Genomic DNA, 23,334 nt, shown 5'->3' on the forward strand with positions numbered 1-23,334 from the left:
GTCAGAACTTCTGGTCCTCCAGCGGGCCGAAGCCCTTGCCGCGGAGCCCGGCGGAAAAGGCGCGGAACCAGTCAGCGAGCCCGCGGAAGTCGCCGCTGCGCAGGAAGTAGCCGAGGTAGCCGCCCACATCCGCGATGAAGGACTTGACCCGGAAGTGGCGGCGGATCATATACCCGCGGTTCCGGTAGTAGAAGTAGCGCTTGAAGGCGGAATCCGGAGCGATCACGTGCCACCGCGCACCGAAGACGTGCTTGGTTTCAGCGAAGGCGTGCGGGTGCGTGATGGCGGCGGTGGTCACCGTGCCGAAGCGGATCCCGGCCTTCCTGAGCCTGAGCGTGAAGTCCACCTCGTCGCCACGGATGAAAAGGCGCATGTCCGGCAGGCCGACTTTGAAGAAGACATCGGAACGGATCAGGGCGCCGTTGAAGAAGTGCCCGTCGTCGGGCAGGAATCCGACCTTTTCCACCTCCGCGCGCTCATGCGTGACCTTGCCGTCCAGCCGGAAGAAAAAGGACAGCTGGTCCGGGTGGCCGGGGGCCACCACGAGGGGCACGACGGCGTCCAGATCACGTTCCTGGGCCTCACGGAGCAACGTGGCAAGGCAGTCGGGATCTGCCGGTTCGGCGTCGTCGTCCATCATCCAGATCCAGTCAGCCCCGCTGGCCACGGCCTTGAGGATGGCCAACGAGAATCCGCCGGCGCCGCCAAGGTTTGCCTCGGACCGGACATAGTCCACGTTGGCGTGCTGGCCGGCAACGTCCGTCGACGGCACGGTGCCACTGTCGACGAGGCAAATGGACTGCACTGGAGCGGTCTGGTTGTTGATGGCGTCCAGCAGGACCGCCAGCTCCCTGGGACGGTCAAACGTCACGGCAGCGACTGCAACCGAGGGGGTCATCGCGGGGTCCTTTCAGCACGACCGTCAGTGGTTTTCCCGCCGGCAGAGGGCCGTGTGACGCGAAGACAGGTGGCCGTTGGCATTAGTATCTTGACTAGAGTCCACTGTAATACAGCCCTGTCAGGCACTACGCACTGCCTGCCCTGCGCACGGCGACGGAGAAGTTTCATTTTTCGAAAGACAGTTCCACCGCAATCGAATCCACCCCATTTCCGCAGCTCACCGGCGCGTCCGGTGCTGCGGGACGTGCCGGCGTGCGGTGCCTGTGCTGACGGTACTGACGGCGTTTGGCTGGTGGTCGTCCCGTGATCATGTACCTGCTCATGATGCTGACGGCAGCGATCGTGACCTACGCGGCGACATGGGGTGCCCGGCTCGCGGGCAACAAGCTGGAGCTGTATTCCCCGATCCGCAGCCGCGACATGCATTCCACCCCGATCTCCCGGCTCGGCGGCCTCGGCATCTTCGCGGGCGTGCTGGTTGCCCTGGTCACGGCGAGCAATTCGTTCTTCGTCAAGGACATCTTCCGGAACAACACGGCGCCATGGGGAATCCTGGCCGGGGCCGCGGTGATCGTCGTTGTCGGCGTGGCGGACGACCTGCTGGACCTGAGGTGGTGGGTCAAGCTGATCGGCCAAAGCGCCGCGGCGCTGGTCGTGGCCACCTGGGGGGTCCGGATGACGATCATCCCGTTCATTCCCGAGCCGATCGTGATCCAGAACGAGGCCGTGAGCATTGTGCTGACGGCCGGGCTGATCGTCACCACCATGAATGCGTTCAATTTCATCGACGGACTGGACGGGCTTGCCGCGGGCGTGGCGATCATCGGCGGAGCGGCGTTCTTCCTCACGGCCTACTGGGTCCACCGCACGGCCGTCCTGCTGGACCGTTCGGACCTCGCCACCTTGCTGACCGCCGTCGTGGTCGGCAGCTGCGTCGGCTTCCTGCCGCACAATTGGTTCCCCTCCAAAATCTTCATGGGCGATTCCGGGGCCATGCTGATTGGCCTGCTGATGGCCTCGGCCGGCGTCGTCTCGACCGGTCAGATCAGCTCAGGCCTCTACGACCGGGCCAACGGCATTCCCACGATCATCCCCATCCTGTTGCCGTTCGCGGTGCTGTTCCTGCCGCTGCTGGACCTGTGCCTGGCGGTGGTGCGGCGGACAGCGCTGGGCCGGTCGCCGTGGTCGGCGGACCGCGGACACCTGCACCACAAACTCCTGGACATCGGATACTCGCACCGCGGCGCCGTCGTGCTGATGTACTTGTGGACCTGCATCCTTGCCTTCGGCGGCCTCGCTTTCGCGATCTTCCCCTGGCACATAGTCCTCGCCGTCGATCTGGCCGCCGCGGCAATCATGGCCGTGGCGACTGCCTGGCCGTACCTGCGCCAGCGCGGGCCGCGGCAGATGGCCCGCACTCCCGAATAGCGTGACCGGCATGCCCGGGAACCCGCTCCGACGCGCTTTTCCGAATAATTTCTATCTAATGTAGAATTCAGGGGCGGTACTTCGCCGCCTGCCTTGACCAGCAATACGCCAGCGACGATTGGGATCTGATGACCTCCAACGCCGAACCGGAACCCGCTTCCGGCAACGGACCCGTTGGCGTCTCCGGCCCCACAAAATCCCTGTGGCTCAGGCTGCTGGCAATGAGTTCCGCGGCCACCGCCGCAGCACTGGTGTTGACCGGCACGGCTGCCTTCATCTTTAACGGCGCCGTGGGGCTCTGGTCCGCCCTGTTCGGCGGCGCGCTGGTGATGGCCTTCTTTGCCATCAGCCTCGCGGTGGGCCACTTCGTCGGCCGCAACAACCCTTCGGGAGCGATCGGACTGTTCGTCGCGACGTACTTCGTCAAGGTTGTCGGCTTCGCCGTGGTCCTCTTCGTCATCGGCGCCCCGGCCTGGCTGCACGGCCGCTGGTTCCTGATCGGCGCCGTCGTCACCGTCGTGTTCTGGCAGGCAGCCGAAATTTACGGTTTCAGCAAGGCCAGGCTCCAGATTTACAACGATCCCGAAACGCGAAAAGGCGGCACCGATGTTTAGCCGCAAATCCGGCCGCAGGCCAGTTGCCGGACCACGTACCGGACCAGAAAACCAGCCAGCCAAATCACCCAAAACTTCGTCCGGTGCCCCCGGTGTATCGACCGACGGAAGCGACGGCGGATACAACGCCGGAATCGCCGTCTTCAGCTACATTGTTGGCGGAATCATCGTCTGGAGTTTGATAGGGTGGGGACTGGATAATCTGTGGGGAACCCGCTGGATTGTGCTCGCAGGCGCTCTGCTTGGAGCTGCGGGAGGGTTCTATCTTTCTCATATGCACGGCCTCACCAGTAACAGAACTTCAGCTGATGACGGCACTGCTGCACGTGGCCCGTCCCAGGACGAGGAACAGTAATGCCAAATAATTTCACAGGGGGAGAGGCGGGCACCAATGTCGCCGGTCCCCGCCCAACGCCCAATGATGGACACTGCAGAGAGGAAACGCGTTGATCGCGCTTGCGCTCCCGGCCCAAGATTCAGGAACCTTCACGCCTCCTGGAATTGAAGAACTTCACCTGCCGGCTATCATCCCCTGGGGTGCTGCCGACGGATTTTCCAAGCAGATGCTGCTGGTAATCCTGTCGGTCGTCATTATCGGTACATTCTTTGTGATCGCTGCACGGAAGCAGCAACTGGTTCCCGGCAAGCTGCAGTTCGCTGGCGAGGCCGCCTATAGCTTCGTCCGCAACAGCATCGCCAAGGACATTATCGGCGGCCGGGACTTCATGAAGTATGTCCCGCTGCTGTTCACGCTTTTCTTCTTCATCCTCGTGAACAACATCTACGGTGCAATCCCGCTGATCCAGCTTCCCACCTTCTCGCACGTCGGCGGTGCCTACGTGCTCGCCGCGATCGTGTACGTCACCTGGATCGCCGTCGGCATCCGGAAGAGCGGCCTGAAGTACTTCAAGCTGGCCACGGTTCCGTCCGGTGTGCCGTTCTACATTCTCCCGATCGTCGTACCGATCGAGATCATCTCCAACTTCCTGGTCCGCCCGGTCACGCACAGCCTCCGTCTGTTCGCCACCATGCTGGCCGGCCACCTGATCATCATGATCTCCGGTGCGGGCATCGAATACCTCGTGATGCAGGAAAACGTCCTCCTCAAGGGCGCGTCCGTACTCGTCCTTGGCGGTGCCATCGCCATGTACATGCTCGAAGCGCTGATCATGGTGCTGCAGGCCTACGTCTTCACGCTGTTGACCGCGATCTACATCGAAGGCGCGCTGCACGCCGACAGCCACTAGGCGAAGGCCTTCAGGCGCACACGCCAGAAGGCACAACCCCAGCCGGCACAACATAGTCTTCCCCTCACGGGGATGAAGCAACCCAAACAACCTGCCACATGGGTGGCATCTTGAAAGGAAGAAAAATGGAAGGCTCCATCAACGGCTCCCTCAACCTCATCGGCTACGGCCTCTCCGCCATCGGCGGTGGTATCGGTGTGGGTCTCGTGTTCGCCGCTTACATCAACGGTGTGGCACGTCAGCCGGAAGCCCAGCGCGTCCTGCAGCCGATCGCATTCCTCGGCCTCGCGCTGACTGAAGCCCTCGCCATCCTTGGCCTGGTCTTCGCGTTCGTTCTTAAGTAAACAGAACAACCGAACATCCAGAACCGAGTAGATAAGGACGGGTGAAATATGAATCAAGCGATCATCTCAGCCGCCACCGAAGGCGGTACTAACCCCCTCGTTCCCAATCCTTGGGAAATGCTTGTCGTCTTCGCCGGCTTTGCGCTCCTCTTGTTCATCGTGGTCAAGTACGTTGTCCCGATGTTCGAGAAGACCTTCGCAGAGCGGGCCGAAGCCATCGAGGGCGGTATCGCCAAGGCCGAAAAGGCCCAGGCCGAGGCCTCCGCAGCGCTCGAAGAGTACAAGGCGCAGCTCACGGAAGCCCGCACCGAAGCCAACCGCATCCGCGAGGAAGCACGCGCCGAAGGCGCCCAGATCCTTGCAGAGCTGAAGGAGAAGGCGGCTGCCGAGTCTGCCCGCATCACCGCGCAGGCCCACACGCAGATCGAATCCGAGCGCCAGGCGGCCGTTGTGTCGCTCCGCGCGGAGGTCGGCACGCTGGCCACGACGCTGGCGAGCCGCATCGTCGGCGAGGCACTGAGCGACGATGCACGGTCGGCCCGAGTGGTGGACCGCTTCCTGGCAGATCTGGAGAACCAGAACGCGGGTGTAGCTAAGTAATGGCAGGTGTATCGAGCGAATCGCTGGCCGCTGCGCTGGCGGCACTGGAGGCCAAGCTTCCCACCGCGTCGCTGCAGTTGGCAAAGGAACTCTTCGGAATCCTGGGAACCGTGGACAGCTCGGCCGGCTTGCGCCGTGCTTTGACTGACCCGTCCCGCAGCGGTGACGAAAAGTCGGCGCTGGTCAAGCAGCTCTTCGGCGGGAAAGTATCCGCTGACGCTGTTGAAATCGCAGCCGGACTGGCCAGCTCCCGCTGGGCATCGGCACGGGATATCGGCGATGCACTCGAGACTCTTGCCGCTTCGGTGGTCATCGCTGTTGCCGAGAACAAGTCGGCCGTCTCTGCCTCCGGGCTCAGCGGACTGGAATCGCTGGAGAACGATCTGTTCTCCTTCAACCAGGCCGTTGAGTCCAGCCACGAGGTCCAGCGTGCTCTGTCCGAGCCGCAGGCCAGCCCGGCCGCCAAGGTGTCCCTCGCCGACAAACTCGTACCCGGTGCGAGCGAGGACGCGAAAGTCCTGATCGGGCAGGCCGTCACGGCTCCGCGCGGGCTTAAGGTCACCAGGCTGGTCCGCCGTTTCGCCGAGCTTGCCGCCAAGCGCCAGCAGCGCTGGATTGCAACGGTCGACGTCACCCGTCCGCTGACGGAGACGCAGATCAGCCGCCTGCAGGCGGGGCTGAACGCCCTTTACGGGCGCGAGCTCAAGATCAACATGAATGTTGACCCGGCACTGATCGGTGGCATCCGGATCCAGGTAGGTGACGAAGTGGTTGACGCTTCGGTCGCCGGCCGCCTGGGCCAGCTCCAGCGTCAGCTTGCCGGCTAGCCGGACAAGCACAACCTAACGACAAGAAACCCCGGTCATCGTGAGCAACGATGATCACGAAAACAGGAGAGCAGGGACTGCAGATGGCCGAATTGACCATCAACGCCGACGACGTCCGTAATGCGTTGAACGAGTTCGCGGCGTCCTACGAACCCGGAAACGCAGAGCGCGTAGAGGTCGGCCGTGTAACAACCGCAGGTGACGGCATCGCCCGTGTTGAGGGCCTTCCCTCGGTCATGGCGAACGAGCTGCTTCGCTTCGAAGACGGCACGCTGGGCCTGGCCCAGAACCTCGACGTCCGCGAGATCGGCGTCATCATCCTCGGTGACTTCACCGGAATCGAAGAAGGCCAGGAAGTCCACCGCACCGGGCAGGTTCTGTCCGTGCCGGTTGGCGACGCCTTCCTCGGCCGCGTGGTTGACCCGCTGGGCCAGCCCATCGATGACCTCGGCGAGATCAAGGCCGAGACCACCCGTGCCCTGGAACTCCAGGCACCCGGCGTGACCCAGCGTAAGTCGGTCCACGAGCCGATGCAGACCGGACTCAAGGCTATCGACGCCATGATCCCGATCGGCCGCGGCCAGCGCCAGCTGATCATCGGTGACCGCCAGACCGGCAAGTCCGCCATTGCCATCGACACGATCATCAACCAGAAGGCCAACTGGGCTTCCGGCGACGTGAAGAAGCAGGTGCGCTGCATCTACGTGGCGATCGGCCAGAAGGCATCCACGATCGCAGCCGTCCGCCAGACCCTCGAGGACAACGGCGCCCTGGAATACACCACGATCGTGGCTTCCCCGGCGTCCGACCCCGCAGGCTTCAAGTACCTGGCACCGTACGCCGGCTCGGCCATCGGCCAGCACTGGATGTACGGCGGCAAGCACGTCCTCATCGTGTTCGATGACCTGTCCAAGCAGGCCGAGGCCTACCGTGCAGTGTCACTGCTGCTCCGCCGCCCGCCGGGACGCGAAGCCTACCCGGGCGACGTCTTCTACTTGCACTCCCGTCTGCTGGAGCGTTGTGCCAAGCTCTCCGACGAGCTCGGTGCAGGCTCGATGACCGGTCTGCCGCTGATCGAGACCAAGGCAAACGACGTTTCCGCCTACATCCCGACCAACGTGATCTCCATCACCGATGGCCAGATCTTCCTGCAGTCGGACCTCTTCAACGCCAACCAGCGCCCCGCTGTCGACGTCGGTGTGTCCGTCTCCCGTGTTGGTGGCGCCGCCCAGGTCAAGTCCATGAAGAAGGTCTCCGGTACCTTGAAGCTGGAACTGGCCCAGTACCGCGACATGCAGGCCTTCGCCATGTTTGCCTCGGACCTGGACGCCGCATCGCGCCAGCAGCTGACCCGCGGTGCACGCCTGATGGAACTGCTCAAGCAGGGCCAGTACTCGCCGTTCCCGGTCGAGAACCAGGTCGTCTCCATCTGGGCCGGCACCAACGGCCACCTGGACGAGGTTCCGGTTGAAGACATCAACCGCTTCGAGACCGAGTTCCTGGAGCACCTCAAGCACAAGTCCTCCATCCTGACGACGCTGGCCCAGACCAACGTCATGGACGATGACACCGCTGAAGCACTGAAGACCGCAATCGTGGACTTCAAGAAGGGCTTCTTCGGCGAGGGAGACAACCTCCTGGTCGGTGCGGGGCACGAGGAGCACGCCCCCATCGGCGAGGATCAGGTCGACCAGGAAAAAATCGTCAAGCAGAAGCGCTAGTTTCGCTGGCAGGGACTGCCGGGACCCGCACGGGTTCCGGCAGTCCCGGCCATCGGGATCTTAGGAAAGGATAAGTATGGGAGCCCAGATCCGGGTCTACCGCCAGAAGATCAGCTCGACGACGTCGATGCGCAAGATCTTCAAGGCGATGGAACTGATCGCTACCTCGCGCATCGGCAAGGCCCGCGCACGCGTAGCAGCTTCACTGCCTTACGCGAACGCGATCACGCGTGCCGTTTCTGCTGTCGCAAGCCAGAGCGAAATCGACCACCCCCTGGTCACCGAGCCGGCGCAGATCCGCCGCGCCGCCGTCCTGGTCATCACCTCGGACCGTGGCCTCGCGGGATCTTACTCGGCGAGTGTCCTCAAGCAGGCCGAAGGCCTCAACGAGCTGCTCCACGGGGAAGGCAAGGAAGTCAAGACGTTCCTGGTCGGCCGCAAGGCGCAGGCGTACTTCGACTTCCGGAACCGTGAATACGCTCGCGTATGGACCGGCAACACGGATGCACCGGAGTTTGCGACCGCGCGCGAAGTCAGTGAAGCACTGCTGGCCGAATTCGCTAACGCCTACGAAGAGGGCGGCGTCGACGAAATCCACGTCGTCTACACCCGCTTCAAGTCGATGGTGACCCAGGAGCCGACGGTCGTCCGTCTGCTGCCGCTCGAGGTTGTCGAAGAGAAAGCCGCGTCCGAATCGGACCTGCTGCCCCTCTACGAATTCGAGCCGGAAACGGAGCAGGTTCTCGATGCCCTGCTGCCGCGCTACATCGAATCACGTATCTTCGCCGCCATGTTGCAGGCAGCAGCTTCCGAGCTCGCAGCCCGCCAGCGTGCGATGAAGTCCGCCGGCGACAACGCGACGGATCTCATCAAGAAGTACACGCGTCTGCGCAACACTGCCCGTCAGGCTGAAATTACGCAGGAGCTTTCCGAAATCGTTGCCGGTGCCGACGCGTTGTCCGCGTCCTAGCCAGCACGAGCCCGGATCCAGCTGTACCTGCACCAAAAGATAAACTTAACCCCACGCCATCTACTGAGTGAAGTGAGAGAGATGACTGCCACTGCTACCGATCACGTAGCCGCAACGTCCGGTGCTACCGGTCGTATTGCACGTGTTATTGGCCCGGTTGTCGACGTCGAATTCCCGGCTGACGCAATCCCCTCGATTTACAACGCACTCACCACCGAGATCACTCTCAACGGTGAGACCCGAACCATCACGTTCGAGGTTGCCCTGCACCTGGGTGACAACCTGATCCGTGCCATCTCCCTCCAGGCCACCGACGGACTTGTCCGCGGTACCAACGTGGTGGACACCGGTGCCCCGATCTCCGTGCCCGTGGGCGACGGCGTCAAGGGCCACATCTTCAACGTGCTGGGCCAGCCCCTCGACGTTGCCGAGTCCGAACTCCAGATCAGCGAACGCTGGCCTATCCACCGCAAGGCTCCGGCCTTCGCGACCCTGGAAGGCTCCACCGAGATGCTGGAAACCGGCATCAAGGTGATCGACCTCCTCACCCCGTACATCAAGGGTGGCAAGATCGGCCTGTTCGGTGGTGCCGGCGTCGGCAAGACCGTGCTGATCCAGGAAATGATCACCCGTGTTGCCCGCAACTTCGGCGGCACCTCGGTGTTCGCCGGTGTCGGCGAGCGTACCCGTGAAGGTAACGACCTCTGGGTCGAAATGGAAGAGGCCGGCGTCCTCAAGGACACCGCCCTTGTGTTCGGCCAGATGGACGAGCCGCCGGGAACGCGCCTGCGCGTTGCACTGTCCGCCCTGACCATGGCGGAGTACTTCCGCGATGTGCAGAACCAGGACGTGCTGCTCTTCATCGACAACATCTTCCGCTTCACCCAGGCAGGCTCCGAGGTTTCCACCCTCCTCGGCCGCATGCCGTCGGCCGTGGGCTACCAGCCCAACCTGGCTGACGAGATGGGCCTCCTCCAGGAGCGCATCACGTCCACCAAGGGCCACTCCATCACCTCGATGCAGGCCATCTACGTTCCCGCAGATGACTACACCGACCCGGCTCCGGCCACGACCTTCGCACACCTCGACGCGACCACGGAACTTTCCCGTGAAATCGCTTCCCGTGGTCTGTACCCGGCCGTTGACCCGCTGACGTCGACCTCCCGCATCCTGGATCCGCAGTACATCGGCCACGACCACTACAACACGGCCGTCCGCGTCAAGCAGATCCTGCAGAAGAACAAGGAACTTCAGGACATCATCGCCATCCTCGGCGTTGACGAACTCTCTGAAGAAGACAAGATCGTCGTGTCCCGTGCACGCCGCATCCAGCAGTTCCTCTCGCAGAACACCTACACCGCCAAGCAGTTCACCGGCGTCGAGGGCTCCACCGTGTCCATCAAGGACACTGTTGAAGGCTTCACCGCTATCTGCGACGGCGACCTTGACCACGTTGCAGAGCAGGCGTTCTTCAACGTCGGCGGCCTGGACGACGTCGAGCGCCAGTGGGCCAAGATCCAGGAACAGACCAAGTAATATGGCTGAGCTTGAGGTTGAGATTGTCGCAGCGGACCACTTTGTGTGGTCCGGAGCGGCCAAGATGGTCAAGGCCCGCACCAGCGATGGTGAAATCGGAATCCTGCCCGGCCACTCGCCCCTGCTGGCGATTCTGGCCGAAGGTGAACTGGCAATCGAGCCGGTATCCGGTGACCGCATCGCTGTAGTTGTTGACGGGGGATTCTTCTCTGTCGACAACAACAGGGTGGTCATTGTTGCTGACAACGCCCAAATGGGCGAAGCGGCTACTGCGGGGATCCGCTAGCACGACCTTGATGAACGATATTGGTTTGCCGTTCATCGTCCTGGCAACTGCGTTTGGGTTGCTGGTATTTGCACTGTGCCTTTCGGGGGTGCGCCGCTTCAATCTGCGGCGCGCCCTGGGCACGGTGGACGCCTCCATCTGCACGGCTGGAAACAGCTGGCAGATGGGGGTTTGCCGTTATCAGGACAACGACCTCGAATGGTTCCGCCTGGTCTCACTCAGCGTCCGCCCCAAGCACACCTTCCGGCGCAGCTCGCTGGAGCTGCTTGGCCGGCGCAAGCCGACCGAATCCGAGCTCCTCAAGGTCCAGCCCGACGCCGTCATCGTGGAGCTCCGCTACGAGGGCCAGCAGGTCCTCCTGGCCATGCGATTCGATGCCTACACAGGGTTGTCATCCTGGCTTGAGGCCGGACCCGTCATCGGCGTCGGCACCTGGCGCTAGCCCCGGTGGACTACCTCGATGGCCTTAGCCTGGTCGACGGCCCGGTGGTGTGGATCGTGTGGGCAGCCGCCGCGGCGGGCCTGGCCTACCTCCTGACGCACGTTGCCCTCCGGCACACGGGTTTCCGGCGCACGGGCCGCCGCGCTCCCGGCGCGGCCGTGGCCGTCGCGGCTGCCATGACCCTGCTCGCCGCGGCGCTCGTCGCGGCCGTGCACTGGTTCCTGCTCTACGCCGTCACCGTCTTCCCTGCCGAACTGCCGTTGGAGACCCTGGCCTGGTCCGTTGCCGGCGTCCTCGCCCTGCTGCTGTGGCTCATGCGCCTGCTTGGACTCTGGGGCCGCGGACGGACCGGCACTAATCCGACCGGCACTATTCCGGGCCGTAGCCGTCGCTGGCGTTCAGGCGCAGCAGCCACGGCCGCCTTCCTGGCCGTCCTCGCGCTGTCCGCCGTCCAGATCAACATCTACTTCGGCCTGAACCACACTGTCGGCGACCTCACCGGAGCGGCCGCAGCCCGGATCCAGCCGCTCGAGGCCGGCCTGACGCGCGCCGCCGGCGCCCCTGCCGCCACCGGGCTCACCCACTGGCAGGCGCCGGACCACCTTCCCGACGGCGTCATCCGCAAGGCGGTCATCCCGGGCACCGTCTCCGGCTTCCAGAGCCGGGACGCCTACGTCTATCTCCCCCCGGCCTACCTGGGTTCCCCCCGGCCTGCGCTGCCGGTGCTGGTCCTCTTTTCCGGCCAGCCGGGCGGTCCTGCCGACTGGCTGACTGGCGGCGCACTCCGGAGCCGGCTCGACCGGTTCGCCGCGGAGCACGCCGGGGTGGCGCCCGTAACGGTGGTGGTCGATCCCAACGGCTCGGCGTCGGGAAACACGCTGTGCATGGACAGCCGGATTGCCCAGGCGGACACCTTCCTGGCGCGGGACGTGCCGGACTGGATCAAGCGCACGCTCGACGTCGACCCGGATCCCCGCCGGTGGGCCGCCGGCGGTTTCTCCTTCGGCGGCACGTGCGCCATGCAGATGGTCACGAGGCATCCCGGCGTCTACAGCGCGGCGCTGGCCTTCTCCAGCGAGGAGGAGCCGGCCCTCGCGAAGGTGCGGGCCAAGACCATTGAGGCCTCCTTCGGCGCCGACGCCGCGGCCTTCGACCAGCTGACCCCGCTGCGCGTCATGGCGGAACACCGCTTCGACGGCCACGGCGTGTACTTCGCCGCCGGAGACCGAGACCCGCAGTTCACCGGCCACATGGACGTGCTCTCCGAGGCGGCACGCCGTGCCGGGTTCAGCGTTGAAACACACCGGATCGCCAACGCGGGGCACTCCTGGGACGTGGCATCCGGCGGCCTTCCCGGCGGCCTGGACTTCCTGGCCCGACGCTGGGGGATCGCGCCATGAGCCAGGCCAAGACCGGGAGTAACCGGACCGCGGCGGGCCCAGGGCCGGAGATCCCGCCGCTGCAGGGTGTCTGGCGCCAGGGCTTGCGCCGGACGCTGGCGCACTTCCGTGCCGTACCCTTCACGCTGGCGGTCCTCGCGGCCTTCCTCGGTGTCGGGGCCGTGACGGGCAGCTTCCTGTCAGGCCCGCCCGACGCCCTGTTGCCTGTAGCGTCCGTCAACGCTTCGGGGCTGAAAGCGGGGCATTGGTGGTCCTTGTTCACCTCGCTGTTCTTCGCCACCAACCTGCTGGCCTACCTGGCCGCATCACTGATGATCCTCCTGCTGCTGGGTCTCGCTGAACGGCATCTGGGGACCCTGCGGACGGCCGTATTCTTCTTTGTAGGCCAGTTCGCTGCTGTGACGGTGTTCCTGCTGGTTACCCAGCTGGCCCGGTATATCGGCGACGGCTGGCTGGGGCTCATGGTCAACGCCCGGCTGATTGGCCCCTACGCCGCCGTCCTGGCCGTGGCCCTGGCCGCCAGCGGCCTGCTGCCCACGCTGTGGCAACGCAGGCTGCGGACCGCCGGCCTGTCCGCGTCCCTGCTGCTGGTGCTCTACGTCGGGCATCCGGAGACAGTGGTTGGGCTCGCCGGTGCCCTTGCCGGCCTGGCCGCGGGCTGGTGGATCCAGGGCGACCGGGGGACCCTGCACCGGCACCGTTCAACCGGACGCGAGACCCGCAACCTGCTGGCCCTCACGGTCGCGATCTTCGCGGTGGGGCCGATCCTCACGGCCGCCGTCAGCAGCCCCACCGGGCCCCTGGCCCTGTTGCGCGACGTCGTGCTGAACCCGCTGCCCACGCTGGGCCAGCTGGAGGAAAACTGCGGCGGGACGGTGGACGTCAGCTGCCTGGAGGCCGGCCGCGCCGGACTCGCCGGTCCGCTGGGCCTTGCGCTGGCGGTTGTCCCGGTGGTCCTGCTGTTGATCTGTGCGGACGGCATGCGGCAGGGCCGCCGCCTGGCCCTGCGGATCGCGATCATCGTCCAGCTTGGCGTGACAGCCCTGGCCGCCGTGTACCTGGCCCTGTTCGCCCGGATTCCGCACTACGCCAGCCAGCCGCACACGGCCGTGATGGGCTCCGGCTTCGTCCGCGTCCTTCCGCTCGTGGCCGTCCCGTTGCTGCTCGTTGTGCTGCTCTGGCTTAACCGCCGGCAGTTCCGGGTCGAGACTGCTCCGCGGGCCAGGCGGATCCTGGGCATCGTGGTCGGGGGCACGTGGCTGGTGCTCGCCGGGGCCTATTCGGTGGCCTGGCTCGCCGCCGGCGGGATGGACCGCGACGGGGGAGTGCTGGGCCTCGCGGCGGAACTCGCCCGGCAGTACCTGCCGCTGCCCATTCCGGGCGCCTACAGCAGGTTGTTCCAGAACCGCAACGCCGTCGAGTCATTTCTGTTCGCCTATGCCGGCATCATCTTCTGGGGGGTGGCCCTGGCGGCGGTCTGGCTGGTGCTGCGGCGGCGGCTGCACGGTACCGGACACAGCACCGACGTCGGCTCCGGGGACCGGGACACGGCCCGTGACCTGATCCGCCAAGGCGGGGACTCACTGTCCTGGATGGCGCTCTGGGAACCGAACAAATACTGGTTTACGCCGGACCGGCGCGGCGGCGTGGCCTATCAGCAGCACGGCAACGTGGCCCTGACGCTGGCGGGCCCGTTCGGATCCGCCGCCCTCCACGAGGAGACCGCGGCGGGTTTCATGCGCTACTGCGCCGAACACGCCCTGATCCCGTGTTTCTACTCCTGCACCGCCGGCCTCTGGCCGATGCTCCGGGCCCGCGGATTCCGCCGCGTGGCCGTGGCCCAGGAAACCAGGCTCGCCGTGCGCGAACTCGAGTTCAAGGGCAAGGAATGGCAAAACGTCCGCACCGCCCTGAACCGTGCCGCGAAGACCGGTGTCCAGGCCGTATGGGGGCGCTACAGCGAATTCCCGGCCCCGCTGCGGACCCAGCTCAGCGAGGTCTCCGAAGAATGGGCGGCGCAAAAGCACGTGCCGGAGATGGGCTTCACGCTCGGCAGCATCGACGAACTCGACGACGACGAGGTGCTGTGCTGCCTGGCGGTGGACGCCTCCGGACGCGTGCAGGGCGTTACGAGCTGGCTGCCGGTATACGCGGACGGACAGCTCGTGAGCTGGACCCTGGACTTCATGCGCCGGCGCGGCGACGCGTTCCCCGGTGTCATGGAGTTCCTCATTGCTTCCGCCGTGCTGGAGCTCAAGCGCACGGTTGAGGTGATCTCCCTGTCCGGCTCGCCGCTGGCGAAGGACCGTGACGGAGACAATTCCGGCGGCGGCGACTCCGGCAGCGACTCCGGCGGCAGCGACGCCGGGCCGGAGGGGCTGGCCGGGATCCTGGACGTGGTGGGCAGGGCCCTGGAACCCGTCTACGGCTTCCGCTCGCTGGCAACCTTCAAGTCGCGTTTCAAACCGGACTACCGCACGCTGTACCTCTACTACCAGGATCCGTTGCAATTGCCGGCGATGGGCCGGGCCCTGAGCCGCGCGTACCTTCCCGGGTTGTCCGTCCGGCAAAGTGCCCGCCTGCTGCGCACTTTGGTGCGTTAGGCAGGGCCCGGCGGGTTAGTGCCCGGGGTTAGTGCGGAATTCGGCTGAAGAATGCACCGGGCCAATGCGGACGAGCTGAAACACCGCGCCCAAGAATGCACAAAAAATGATCCCCGGCACAAATGCCGGGGATCATTCCTGGTGCCGGAAATGCCCTAAAGCACTTCCCGGCGGCAGACTAGACCAGCGTTACGCCGGTAGCCTGGGGGCCCTTGGCGCCCTGGCCGATCTCGAACTGAACACGCTGGTTCTCGTCGAGGGTCTTGAAGCCACCGGTCTGGATCTCGGAGTAGTGAACGAAGACATCGCCATCGGAGTCATCCGGGGTGATGAAGCCGAAGCCCTTTTCTGCGTTGAACCACTTGACGGTTCCCTGAGCCATTTGTTTCTCCTCATTGTGGATCTTGAATAAATCCGGCGCACTTCGCACCGGACTTGGTCACTCTGCGAGAAGAACCTTTGGCAACGGAACCGGATTCACGGACCGTGGCGGCAGGAGCTTCACGCTCGCAACATGTCTTGCGAGCATGAAAAAACACCTACACAAAGACTCGTATAAGAATTTCATGACACTTGCGTCAGGTCAACGGGCGAACGGAAGAATTGCATAAAAATTGTGCAAAGAACGTCTTAACGCGAATCATCCCCGAGGAAAGCCTGCCGCAGGTGCTTAAAAGAGCCGGGATTCGCTGTCGTCAACGCCGCGCATGGCGTCGTAGTCCAGGGTCACGCAGTCGATTCCGCGGTCCTTGGCGAGGACCTTGGCCTGCGGCTTGATCTGCTGGGCTGCGAAGATTCCCCGGACCGGAGCCAGCAGCGGGTCCCGGTTCAGCAGTTCCAGGTACCGGGTGAGCTGCTCGACGCCGTCGATGTCGCCCCGGCGCTTGAGCTCAATGGCCACGGTGGCGCCGTCCGCGTCCCGGGCCAGGATGTCCACGGGGCCGATCGCTGTGAAGTACTCCCGGCGGATCAGCGAGAACCCGGTGCCCAGCAGTTCGATCTGGGCGGCCAGGAGCCGCTGGAGGTCCGCCTCGACGCCGTCCTTGATCAGGCCGGGGTCCTGGCCCAGTTCGTGGGAGGTATCGTGCAGCTGCTCGTGGATGTTGATGATGAGCCGGTCATCGGTCTTGGCCGACTGGACCGTCCACTGTTCGACGACGCCGACCTCGACGTCGACCTCATCCGGTGTGGAGACCCGCAGGGACGCAGGAGGGCTCATCCAGTTCAGCGGCTTGTAGGACCCGCCGTCGGAATGGACCAGGACCGAACCGTCGGCCTTGACCAGCAACAGCCTGGTGGCCAGCGGCAAGTGGGCTTTGAGGCGGCCGACGTAATCAACGGAGCAGCGGGCTATGACTAAACGCACCCGGTCAACTCTACCGCCTGCGCGGGCGGCGGCCTGGCGGGGCGGCAATGAGCGGCAGCCGGACTGGGGCAGAATGGAGGCATGCCCCGTTCCAACCGACCCCGCCGCGCCGGTTCTGCGAAGACAGGCTCCGGCAAGGGCACAGTGCCCGGCAAGAGCAAAGCCGCCGGAGCCAAGCACGGCCCGGCACCGGAACTTGACCTGGAGCGCGCCCGCTCGGGTTTCGCCCGCCGGGAGAGCGCACCGGACGGCGAATGGATGGTCCGCCCCATCACCGCGGGCCGCGCCGAGAAGACCTACATCTGCCCGGGCTGCTCAACCGCCGTGCTGCCGGGAATCGCCCACCTGGTGGTCTGGTCCGAGGACCACCTCTTTGGCGCCGCCGCGGGTCTCGCCGAGCGGCGGCACTGGCACAGCAACTGCTGGACTTCGCGGAGCTACCGGTATCGCTAAGCTGGTCAGCATGAGCTTTGATCCCGCGTCGTACGTCTTCACCCAGCCCTCTGCTCCCACTGCCATCCGTGCCTCCACGGTCCTGCCGGCCCGCCGCGAGAACGTCGAACTCCGCACGTCGGACGGGCACCGGCTGGTGGGCGAGCTCGCCGTCCCGGAAACCGGCGGAATCAAGGCAACACTCATCACGCTGCACCCGCTGCCGACGCACGGCGGCTTCATGGATTCGCACATCTACCGCAAGGCCTCCTACCGGCTGCCCGCCCTCGCCGGAATCGCCGTCCTGCGCTTCAACACACGCGGCACCTCATCGCCGCGGGGAACCAGCGGGGGAGCCTTCGAGGAAGGCATCGGCGAGCGTCTCGACGTCGAGGCCGCGGTGCAGTTCGCGGTGGACCGCGGCCTGCCGAACCGGTGGCTGGTCGGCTGGTCCTTCGGCACCGAGCTGGCCCTGATGTACGGCGCCGCCGAGCCCGTCGCCTCGGAAATCGAGGGGGCTGTGCTGCTCTCGCCCCCGCTGCACCGGGCCACGGACGTGCACCTGAAGGAATGGGCGGAGGCCGGCAAGCCGCTGAAGGTCCTGGTCCCCGAGCACGACGACTACCTGAAGCCGGCGGCTGCGGCCGCGAGGTTCGCGCTGGTGCCGCAGGCTCAGGTGGTGGGGGTCGACGGCGCCAAACACCTGTGGGTGGGGGAGAAGTACGCCGGGCGGGTTCTCAACGAAATCGTGGACGAGGTCATCCCCGGCGGCGCCACAGGCGGTGCCGAAACGGTGCTGCCGCAGGAATGGGACGGGCCGGTCGCCACGGCACACGCCTGAGCCGCCAACGGCGCAAAGAGGGAAAACCGCACCGAAACAGGACAGCCGCACCGTGGACCACGGTGCGGCTGTCCTGTTTCAGTGCGAAAACCCGACCGGGAGCCCCGTCAGCGGCTGTCCTGGCGCGCGATGAGGATTTCCTTGACCAGCAGCATGATGGCCGCCGCAGTGGGAATGGCGATCAAGGCTCCGAGGACGCCCAGGAGGCTGCCGCCGGCGATCACGGAGATGACGGCGACGGCGCCGGGGACCGCCACGGCCTTCTGCATGATCCGCGGAGAGATGAAGTAGGCCTCGAACTGGAGGTACGCGAAATAGCAGATAGCGAAGACGAGCGCGGTCTGCCAGCCGGCGGTTAGGGCAACGAGCGTCACCAGGCACCCGGCAATCATGCCGCCCACGAGGGGGATGAAGGCCAGCAGGGCCACCACGAACGCCAGCAGCGTTGCAAAAGGCACTCCGATGATCGACATCACAATGAACGCGAACGTCGCGTTCAGCACTGCCACGGCGGCCTGGCCGATCACGTAGTTGCCCACCGAACCGGTGATTTCCTCGGACAGGGCTTCTACCCGGGCCCGCCGCGAGCGCGGCGCGAGCCGGTAGCCCCATTTCTTCATCGCAGGGAGGGCGCCGAGGAAGTACAGGCTCAGGACCAGCACGATCAGTGCGCCGAAGATCCCGTTTGCCACGGTGGAGCCGAAGCCCACAACGCCGCCGAAGATGCCGCCCATGGCGTCCGGGTTGTTGACGAACTTCTCCAGCTCCTGGCTGATGCGGTCCCGGATGCCGAACTGGCTGTCAATGCTCCGGAAGAAGTCCGAGTCAATGAAGTCCTGGACCCACTTGGGCGCCTGCTGCACGATCTGCGTCACCTGCTGCACGATCGTGGGGATCAGGGTGGCGAAAAATGCGGCGACGCCCAGTGCCAGGGTGGACACGGACAGGAGGATGCCGGCGGCGCGGGGGACATTCCGGTGTTCGAGCCACCGCACTACCGGGTCCAGGCCGAGGGTGATGAAGAGCGCCGTGATGATCCACAAAAGCAGCTGAGTCGTATTTGATCCGATCCAGTAGACCAGGAGGGCGAAGCCGACGCCGACCGTGCCCATGAAGCCCATGTACAAGGGGTGCTGGGCCGACATGCGCGGACCGGGACTGCCGAAGCGGGCATCGGCCGCGGACGTCTCCGCGTCCCCGGCCTCATGCTCCGGGGGCATCTCGAAGCGGATTCTCGGCTGGGCTCCGGGCAGGGGCTGGCGCAGGCGCCGGGCCGCGGACAGAAGGACATTTGCCGCGGCAATCCGGGGCCGGGAGGTTGTAGGCCGGGGACTGGAAACGGGTTGTTCGGGGCCGGGTTCCTGGCTGTCGGATTCCTGCGCTTCTTCTGGTCCGGCGGAGGACGAATCCGTATGTTCAGTCACTGCGTTAAATGCCCTTAATTCCTTGCGGCGCCACACTGGCGGCACTGGTGTGATGATCACCGCAAACACTATCAGCAGGCTTGTCACCAGAGGGGAAGAACGCCCCCGCGGGCACCGCCGCCGGGGGCCGTCCGGGTCCCCGATCTGACTCGCGGGTAACAAAATGGTTACTATTGAAGCTAACTGTCCGCTGATGATAGGTAGTATTTTGCGTTTCAAGACTGCAGTCGCCCTGGTGCTGCTTGGCCTCCTGACACTCCTGGCCGGGATTGGCCAGAAGACGTTCTGGGCTCCCCCGGAGACGATTACGGCCACCGCTCCGACCGGCACCGCCGCGCCGCTGACCGTCTTCGACCAGAAGCTGAAGACTCTGCACCCCGGGACCGTGAAGATCACGGTCAAGGGTGAAGGGGCCTTCTTGCTGGCCGCGGGACGCCCGGACGACGTCGACGCCTGGGTGGGTAAGACGGCCCACAACACCGTCGCCGGCGTCTCCGAGGACGGCAAGGCGCTGCAGCTGACGCATACCGACGGCGAAGCTACCGCGCCGTCGCCCGCCGGATCGGATCTTTGGGTCACCACAGAGAACGCCACCGGCGAAATGGACTACTCGTGGAACGCGCCGGCCGACGGCGACTGGTCGCTGCTCCTCGCCGCGGACGGCACCAAGACCGCCCCGGGCTCCATCACGATGACTTTCCCGAACGACACCTCCACGCCCTGGGCCATTCCGCTCATGGTGCTCGGCGGCCTGCTGATCATCGCCGGCGGGGCGCTGCTGGTCCTCAAGCCGAAGTCAGGCAACCGCACCGGGGGCGGCACCGGCGGCGGCAGCACGTTCGCCCGCCGCGCGCAGGCCAAGGCCGCGGCACGCCGCGGGGACAACGGCTCGACGGAAAGCACCCAGGATCCTGCCGCACCCGGCACCTCCGCACCCGGCACCCCCGCACCCGAGACTGCACCGCAGCCGGCCACGCCGGAGAAACCAGGCCCGGAAAAAACAGCGCCGGAGAAAGCAGCGGCCGGCCAGAAGAAGGGCTCCGGCACGGTGCGCCGTTCCGGCATCGTGGTGGCAGTGCTGACCGCCGCCGCCGTCGCCGGAACGTCAGTGGCCGCCCAGGCCAGCCAGACGCCCGCGCCGCCGCCCAGTGCTCCGGCCTCCAGTGCTCCCGCCTCCGGTGCCCCGGCCTCAGACGCCGCGACCCCGGGCAGTGAGGGCCAGACCGGCGATGCGCCGGTGCTGCTGGACGCGCAGTTCCGCCGCGTCCTGGAACAGGTTGCCGGTGCCGTCGATGCAGGAGACGCTGCCAAGGACGCCGCCAAGCTGGCGCCGCGGGTGGCCAAGTCCGAACTCCAGGTGCGCACACAGAACTACAAGATCCGCTCGCAGGTCGGTTCCTACGAGGCCCGCATGCCTGTCCGCTCCACCAAGCTGCTGACCACGGTGGTCACCAACAAGCGCAGCTGGCCGCGCTCGGTCATGGCCGTGACGCAGGGCGAGGGCAACGTCGTCCCGCAGCTGCTGACCCTGACCCAGGACTCCCCGCGGGATAACTACAAGCTGGTCAGCAGCACCCCGCTGCAGCCGGGTGCCACCTTCCCGGGGATCGGCCGGGCCGGTACGGAGACGCTGGCGCCCGCAGACAAGACCGGGCTCGCGTACAGCGGCGACGAAGCCCTCGCCGGGCTCGGTGACCGCCTGACCAAGGCCGACTCCACCTTCAAGGACAAGCTCGTCGAAGGCCAGTCCTCGCCGTACATCGCGGACACCCTCGCCTACCAGGCCGACGTCGTCAAATCAGGCGTCAACGGCACCTTCGCCTTCACGCACAAGGCGGCCGCGGACAACACTGTCGTGTTCCGAACCGCTGACGGCGGGGCCTTGGTGCTGGGACGGCTGAACTTCTCGTTCGACGGCACTCCGAAGGCTGACGGGGACAAGCTCACCATCGGCGACGACGCGGCCGCCCTGGCCGGCGGCAAGGAGACCAGCACCGGCATGGTGCTGGACTTCGCAGAGTCCGTGGCTGTCTATGTTCCGCCGGCCGGTTCCACGGACCCGATGAAGCTCGTGGCCGCCACCCGCGGCCTGGTCGGGGCGTCCTTCAAGTAGCCTTCGCCGGCGGGCATGGTGGCGCCGGGCGGGACTTCAATGGCTAGAGTGGAGCTATGACTACGCCAGCTTCCCGCCCGGTCCCGCCAGTTGCCGCCAGCCCGCTGAACCTGCGCGGCGCCGTCGATCTCTCCGCCCTGAAACAGCGGCCGGCACCGAGTTCTCCGGGACCTGCCCGTCCCGGCGCCGCAGCCCCGGGCCCGGCGGGCTCCGCCGGTTCTGCCGGTGCCCCGGCGGCCCCGGCATCCGGCCCGGCCGACCACGCGGGCCGGCCGTTGCGCGTGGATGTGACCGAGGGCAACTTCCAGGAGCTCGTGGACCTCTCGGCCCAGGTGCCTGTGGTGATCGCGCTCTGGGCCTCCTATTCGCCAGGCTCCGGCCAGCTGGTGGACGTCCTCGAAGGCATCGTCGAGAGCTACGACGGCCGGCTGGTCCTCGGGGCCGCGGACATCGATGTGTTCCCGGAACTTGCCCAGGCGTTCCAGGTGCAGGCCGTGCCGACCGCCGTCGCGGTGGTCAAAGGCCAGCCCGTGCCGCTCTTCCAGGGAGGCGCGGACGAACAGCAGGTACGCAGCCTGTTCGATGAACTTCTCAAGGTCGCGGCCACCAACGGCGTGACCGGACGGATCGGCGCCGGCGGCCCGGTTGGCGCGGAACCGGAGGCGCCGCCGCTGCCGCCACTGCACCAGGCGGCGTTCGATGCGATCGAGGCCGGCGACTACGCGGCCGCGGCCGCCGCCTACCGGCAGGCCCTGAACGAGATGCCCGCCGACGCGGAGGCCAAGGCCGGCCTGGCGCAGGTGGAACTGATGGATCGCCTGCAGGCCCTCTCCGGGCCCGAGGCAGATGCCCTGCGCCGGCTCGCGGCCGACGAACCGGACAACCTCGAGGCCCAGCTCGGGGTTGCGGACCTGGATATCGCCGGCGGCCACATCGAGGACGGCCTTGGCCGGATCGTGACGTTCATTGGCCGCAACTTCGGCCCGGAACGGGAGACCGCCCGGGTCCGGCTGCTTGAACTCTTCGACGTCGTCGGCACCGGCGACGAGCGCGTCGCCAAGGCCCGCCAGGGGCTGGCCCGGGTGCTGTTCTAGTGGGATCGGCACTCTTTGCGCCGCTGGATCTAAGGTCACTGCGGCTGCAGCACCGTGGCTGGGTGTCCCCGATGTGCCAGTACAGCTGCGACCCCGAAACGGGCGAGGGCGTGCCCACAGACTGGCACCTGATGCATCTGGGCTCCTTTGCCACCGGGGGAGCGGCCCTGGTCCTCACCGAGGCCAACGCCGTCAACGCCGCGGGCAGGATCAGCCCCCGCGACGCCGGACTCTACAACGACGACCAGGCCGCGGCCTGGGAACGCATCACCGCCTTCGTGCACCGCCACGGCACCGCGGAGACCAAGATCGGCACCCAGCTGGCGCACGCCGGCCGGAAAGCGTCCTCCTACTGGCCGTTCTCCGGCAAGGTGGGCAGCGTGCCGGCGTCCGAGGGCGGCTGGGACACCGTGGGTCCTGGCACCGGCGCATTCGACGGCTACGCGCCGCCGTCGGCCATGACGGAAGCGCAGATCGACGGCGTGATCGCCGATTTCGCCGCGTCCGCCGTGCGGGCCGTCGATGCCGGGTTCGACACGATCGAAATCCATGGCGCGCACGGCTACCTGCTGCACCAGTTCCAAAGCCCGCTGGTCAACGACCGCACGGACCGCTGGGGCGGGGACGAGGCGGGCCGGAACCGATTGACGCTTGCCGTGGTGGACGCCGTCCGCGCGGTCATCCCGGACTCCATGCCCCTGCTGCTGCGGATCTCGGCCTCGGACTGGGCGCCGGGCGGGATCGAGGCCGACGCCTCGGTCCGGATGGCCGCTGCCGCCGCCGAGCGCGGGGTGGACCTGGTGGATGTTTCCAGCGGCGGGGCCGTGGCCCACCAGCAGATTCCCGTAGGCCCGGGCTACCAGACCGGGTTCTCCGCACGGATCCGGCGCGAAACCGGGGTCAGGACCGGCACGGTGGGACTCCTGACGTCCGCCGGGCAGGCCGAGCACGCGGTGGCCACCGGCCAGGCGGACGGCGTGTTCATCGCCCGTGCCGCCCTGCGGGATCCGCACTGGTGGCTGCGGGCCGCGTTTGAGCTCGGCCATGACCTGGCGTGGCCGCCGCAGTACGAGCGCGCCATGCCCCGGCATTCGTTCTAGAACCGGCATCCATTCCAGAACCGGCATTTATTCCAGAAACAGCTGC

General features: G+C 66.1%; 23 protein-coding genes. 19 read left to right on the plus strand and 4 right to left on the minus strand.

From position 1 onward, the window contains the following. Window position 1 precedes the first annotated feature (1 nt). Window positions 2–898 carry a glycosyltransferase gene (locus AC1DN2_RS00810; protein WP_476848846.1) on the minus strand — a complete coding sequence of 299 codons (897 nt, stop codon included), beginning with the start codon at window positions 896–898 and terminating at the stop codon, window positions 2–4. Between the two features lie 305 nt (window positions 899–1,203). Here AC1DN2_RS00810 and AC1DN2_RS00815 point away from each other — a divergent pair, with 305 nt between their 5' ends. From AC1DN2_RS00815 to AC1DN2_RS00880, 14 genes are all read left to right on the plus strand, one after another. Then, window positions 1,204–2,328, plus strand: coding sequence for an MraY family glycosyltransferase (locus AC1DN2_RS00815; protein WP_476848847.1), 1,125 nt, complete (start codon window positions 1,204–1,206; stop codon window positions 2,326–2,328). 128 nt (window positions 2,329–2,456) lie between these two features. Next, window positions 2,457–2,942 carry a hypothetical protein gene (locus AC1DN2_RS00820; protein ID WP_476848848.1) on the plus strand — a complete coding sequence of 162 codons (486 nt, stop codon included), beginning with the start codon at window positions 2,457–2,459 and terminating at the stop codon, window positions 2,940–2,942. After that, on the plus strand, window positions 2,935–3,297 hold the full coding sequence (locus AC1DN2_RS00825; protein ID WP_476848849.1) for a hypothetical protein: 363 nt from the start codon (window positions 2,935–2,937) through the stop codon (window positions 3,295–3,297). Before AC1DN2_RS00820 ends, AC1DN2_RS00825 begins: the two co-directional genes overlap by 8 nt. Before the next feature lie 91 nt (window positions 3,298–3,388). After that, complete coding sequence (gene atpB / locus AC1DN2_RS00830) at window positions 3,389–4,189, plus strand: F0F1 ATP synthase subunit A (protein WP_223916023.1); 801 nt, start codon at window positions 3,389–3,391, stop codon at window positions 4,187–4,189. A gap of 125 nt (window positions 4,190–4,314) precedes the next feature. After that, the gene (gene atpE / locus AC1DN2_RS00835; RefSeq protein ID WP_003804776.1) at window positions 4,315–4,533 is read left to right on the plus strand and encodes an ATP synthase F0 subunit C; all 219 of its coding nucleotides are present in this window, start codon (window positions 4,315–4,317) and stop codon (window positions 4,531–4,533) included. A 48-nt stretch (window positions 4,534–4,581) separates the two neighbouring features. Then, a complete protein-coding gene (locus AC1DN2_RS00840; protein WP_223916021.1) occupies window positions 4,582–5,133 on the plus strand; it encodes a F0F1 ATP synthase subunit B in 552 nt (183 codons plus the stop codon). Beyond that, entirely contained in the window at window positions 5,133–5,960 is an 828-nt protein-coding gene (locus AC1DN2_RS00845; RefSeq protein ID WP_230008751.1) for a F0F1 ATP synthase subunit delta, read from the plus strand. The genes AC1DN2_RS00840 and AC1DN2_RS00845 overlap by 1 nt, the downstream gene beginning before the upstream one ends. A gap of 83 nt (window positions 5,961–6,043) precedes the next feature. After that, a complete protein-coding gene (atpA, locus tag AC1DN2_RS00850; RefSeq protein ID WP_026266817.1) occupies window positions 6,044–7,681 on the plus strand; it encodes a F0F1 ATP synthase subunit alpha in 1,638 nt (545 codons plus the stop codon). 76 nt (window positions 7,682–7,757) lie between these two features. Continuing rightward, window positions 7,758–8,651, plus strand: coding sequence for a F0F1 ATP synthase subunit gamma (locus AC1DN2_RS00855; RefSeq protein WP_028276063.1), 894 nt, complete (start codon window positions 7,758–7,760; stop codon window positions 8,649–8,651). Between the two features lie 81 nt (window positions 8,652–8,732). Continuing rightward, the gene (gene atpD / locus AC1DN2_RS00860; protein ID WP_018775710.1) at window positions 8,733–10,187 is read left to right on the plus strand and encodes a F0F1 ATP synthase subunit beta; all 1,455 of its coding nucleotides are present in this window, start codon (window positions 8,733–8,735) and stop codon (window positions 10,185–10,187) included. 1 nt (window position 10,188) lies between these two features. Continuing rightward, window positions 10,189–10,473 (plus strand): F0F1 ATP synthase subunit epsilon, encoded by a 285-nt coding sequence (locus tag AC1DN2_RS00865; protein ID WP_018775711.1) that lies wholly within the window; start codon window positions 10,189–10,191, stop codon window positions 10,471–10,473. Window positions 10,474–10,483: 10 nt separating this feature from the next. After that, window positions 10,484–10,915: a DUF2550 domain-containing protein gene (locus AC1DN2_RS00870; RefSeq protein WP_223916017.1), complete on the plus strand. Its 432-nt coding sequence runs from the start codon at window positions 10,484–10,486 to the stop codon at window positions 10,913–10,915. 5 nt (window positions 10,916–10,920) lie between these two features. Beyond that, on the plus strand, window positions 10,921–12,315 hold the full coding sequence (locus tag AC1DN2_RS00875) for an alpha/beta hydrolase (protein WP_476848850.1): 1,395 nt from the start codon (window positions 10,921–10,923) through the stop codon (window positions 12,313–12,315). Beyond that, on the plus strand, window positions 12,312–14,918 hold the full coding sequence (locus AC1DN2_RS00880; RefSeq protein ID WP_476848851.1) for a bifunctional lysylphosphatidylglycerol flippase/synthetase MprF: 2,607 nt from the start codon (window positions 12,312–12,314) through the stop codon (window positions 14,916–14,918). The genes AC1DN2_RS00875 and AC1DN2_RS00880 overlap by 4 nt, the downstream gene beginning before the upstream one ends. A gap of 178 nt (window positions 14,919–15,096) precedes the next feature. Here the strand turns inward: AC1DN2_RS00880 and AC1DN2_RS00885 are convergent, their stop codons facing one another. After that, window positions 15,097–15,300, minus strand: a complete 204-nt coding sequence (locus tag AC1DN2_RS00885; protein ID WP_011692441.1) for a cold-shock protein — start codon at window positions 15,298–15,300, stop codon at window positions 15,097–15,099. Between the two features lie 288 nt (window positions 15,301–15,588). Next, on the minus strand, window positions 15,589–16,284 hold the full coding sequence (gene nucS, locus AC1DN2_RS00890; RefSeq protein WP_026266819.1) for an endonuclease NucS: 696 nt from the start codon (window positions 16,282–16,284) through the stop codon (window positions 15,589–15,591). A gap of 81 nt (window positions 16,285–16,365) precedes the next feature. On the opposite strand from nucS, the gene AC1DN2_RS00895 reads away from it, so the two are divergent. Both AC1DN2_RS00895 and AC1DN2_RS00900 read left to right on the plus strand, forming a co-directional pair. Next, on the plus strand, window positions 16,366–16,737 hold the full coding sequence (locus tag AC1DN2_RS00895; protein WP_476848852.1) for an ATP/GTP-binding protein: 372 nt from the start codon (window positions 16,366–16,368) through the stop codon (window positions 16,735–16,737). Between the two features lie 10 nt (window positions 16,738–16,747). Then, window positions 16,748–17,557 (plus strand): alpha/beta hydrolase, encoded by an 810-nt coding sequence (locus AC1DN2_RS00900; protein ID WP_476848853.1) that lies wholly within the window; start codon window positions 16,748–16,750, stop codon window positions 17,555–17,557. Between the two features lie 107 nt (window positions 17,558–17,664). On the opposite strand, the gene AC1DN2_RS00905 is transcribed toward AC1DN2_RS00900, so the two are convergent. Beyond that, entirely contained in the window at window positions 17,665–18,981 is a 1,317-nt protein-coding gene (locus AC1DN2_RS00905; protein WP_374706739.1) for an AI-2E family transporter, read from the minus strand. A gap of 193 nt (window positions 18,982–19,174) precedes the next feature. Between AC1DN2_RS00905 and AC1DN2_RS00910 the strand changes: the two genes are divergently transcribed. The 3 genes from AC1DN2_RS00910 to AC1DN2_RS00920 are packed head-to-tail and all read left to right on the plus strand — an operon-like array spanning window position 19,175 to window position 23,288. Next, window positions 19,175–21,094 (plus strand): hypothetical protein, encoded by a 1,920-nt coding sequence (locus AC1DN2_RS00910; RefSeq protein ID WP_476848854.1) that lies wholly within the window; start codon window positions 19,175–19,177, stop codon window positions 21,092–21,094. A 56-nt stretch (window positions 21,095–21,150) separates the two neighbouring features. After that, window positions 21,151–22,188: a co-chaperone YbbN gene (locus AC1DN2_RS00915; RefSeq protein WP_476848855.1), complete on the plus strand. Its 1,038-nt coding sequence runs from the start codon at window positions 21,151–21,153 to the stop codon at window positions 22,186–22,188. Continuing rightward, window positions 22,188–23,288: an NADH:flavin oxidoreductase/NADH oxidase gene (locus tag AC1DN2_RS00920; RefSeq protein ID WP_230008676.1), complete on the plus strand. Its 1,101-nt coding sequence runs from the start codon at window positions 22,188–22,190 to the stop codon at window positions 23,286–23,288. Before AC1DN2_RS00915 ends, AC1DN2_RS00920 begins: the two co-directional genes overlap by 1 nt. The last annotated feature ends 46 nt before the right edge of the window (window positions 23,289–23,334 follow it).

It is taken from the genome of Arthrobacter sp. 01L42, from assembly GCF_056400005.1.

Bases quoted from the DNA above. Each gene is read 5' to 3' on its own strand.
- AC1DN2_RS00810 (WP_476848846.1), bottom strand. From the start codon at position 898: ATGACCCCCTCGGTTGCAGTCGCTGCCGTGACGTTTGACCGTCCCAGG.
- AC1DN2_RS00820 (WP_476848848.1), top strand. From the start codon at position 2,457: ATGACCTCCAACGCCGAACCGGAACCCGCTTCCGGCAACGGACCCGTT.
- AC1DN2_RS00825 (WP_476848849.1), top strand. From the start codon at position 2,935: ATGTTTAGCCGCAAATCCGGCCGCAGGCCAGTTGCCGGACCACGTACC.
- atpE (WP_003804776.1), top strand. From the start codon at position 4,315: ATGGAAGGCTCCATCAACGGCTCCCTCAACCTCATCGGCTACGGCCTC.
- AC1DN2_RS00840 (WP_223916021.1), top strand. From the start codon at position 4,582: ATGAATCAAGCGATCATCTCAGCCGCCACCGAAGGCGGTACTAACCCC.
- AC1DN2_RS00845 (WP_230008751.1), top strand. From the start codon at position 5,133: ATGGCAGGTGTATCGAGCGAATCGCTGGCCGCTGCGCTGGCGGCACTG.
- atpA (WP_026266817.1), top strand. From the start codon at position 6,044: ATGGCCGAATTGACCATCAACGCCGACGACGTCCGTAATGCGTTGAAC.
- AC1DN2_RS00855 (WP_028276063.1), top strand. From the start codon at position 7,758: ATGGGAGCCCAGATCCGGGTCTACCGCCAGAAGATCAGCTCGACGACG.
- atpD (WP_018775710.1), top strand. From the start codon at position 8,733: ATGACTGCCACTGCTACCGATCACGTAGCCGCAACGTCCGGTGCTACC.
- AC1DN2_RS00865 (WP_018775711.1), top strand. From the start codon at position 10,189: ATGGCTGAGCTTGAGGTTGAGATTGTCGCAGCGGACCACTTTGTGTGG.
- AC1DN2_RS00870 (WP_223916017.1), top strand. From the start codon at position 10,484: ATGAACGATATTGGTTTGCCGTTCATCGTCCTGGCAACTGCGTTTGGG.
- AC1DN2_RS00880 (WP_476848851.1), top strand. From the start codon at position 12,312: ATGAGCCAGGCCAAGACCGGGAGTAACCGGACCGCGGCGGGCCCAGGG.
- AC1DN2_RS00885 (WP_011692441.1), bottom strand. From the start codon at position 15,300: ATGGCTCAGGGAACCGTCAAGTGGTTCAACGCAGAAAAGGGCTTCGGC.
- AC1DN2_RS00895 (WP_476848852.1), top strand. From the start codon at position 16,366: ATGCCCCGTTCCAACCGACCCCGCCGCGCCGGTTCTGCGAAGACAGGC.
- AC1DN2_RS00900 (WP_476848853.1), top strand. From the start codon at position 16,748: ATGAGCTTTGATCCCGCGTCGTACGTCTTCACCCAGCCCTCTGCTCCC.
- AC1DN2_RS00910 (WP_476848854.1), top strand. From the start codon at position 19,175: ATGATAGGTAGTATTTTGCGTTTCAAGACTGCAGTCGCCCTGGTGCTG.
- AC1DN2_RS00915 (WP_476848855.1), top strand. From the start codon at position 21,151: ATGACTACGCCAGCTTCCCGCCCGGTCCCGCCAGTTGCCGCCAGCCCG.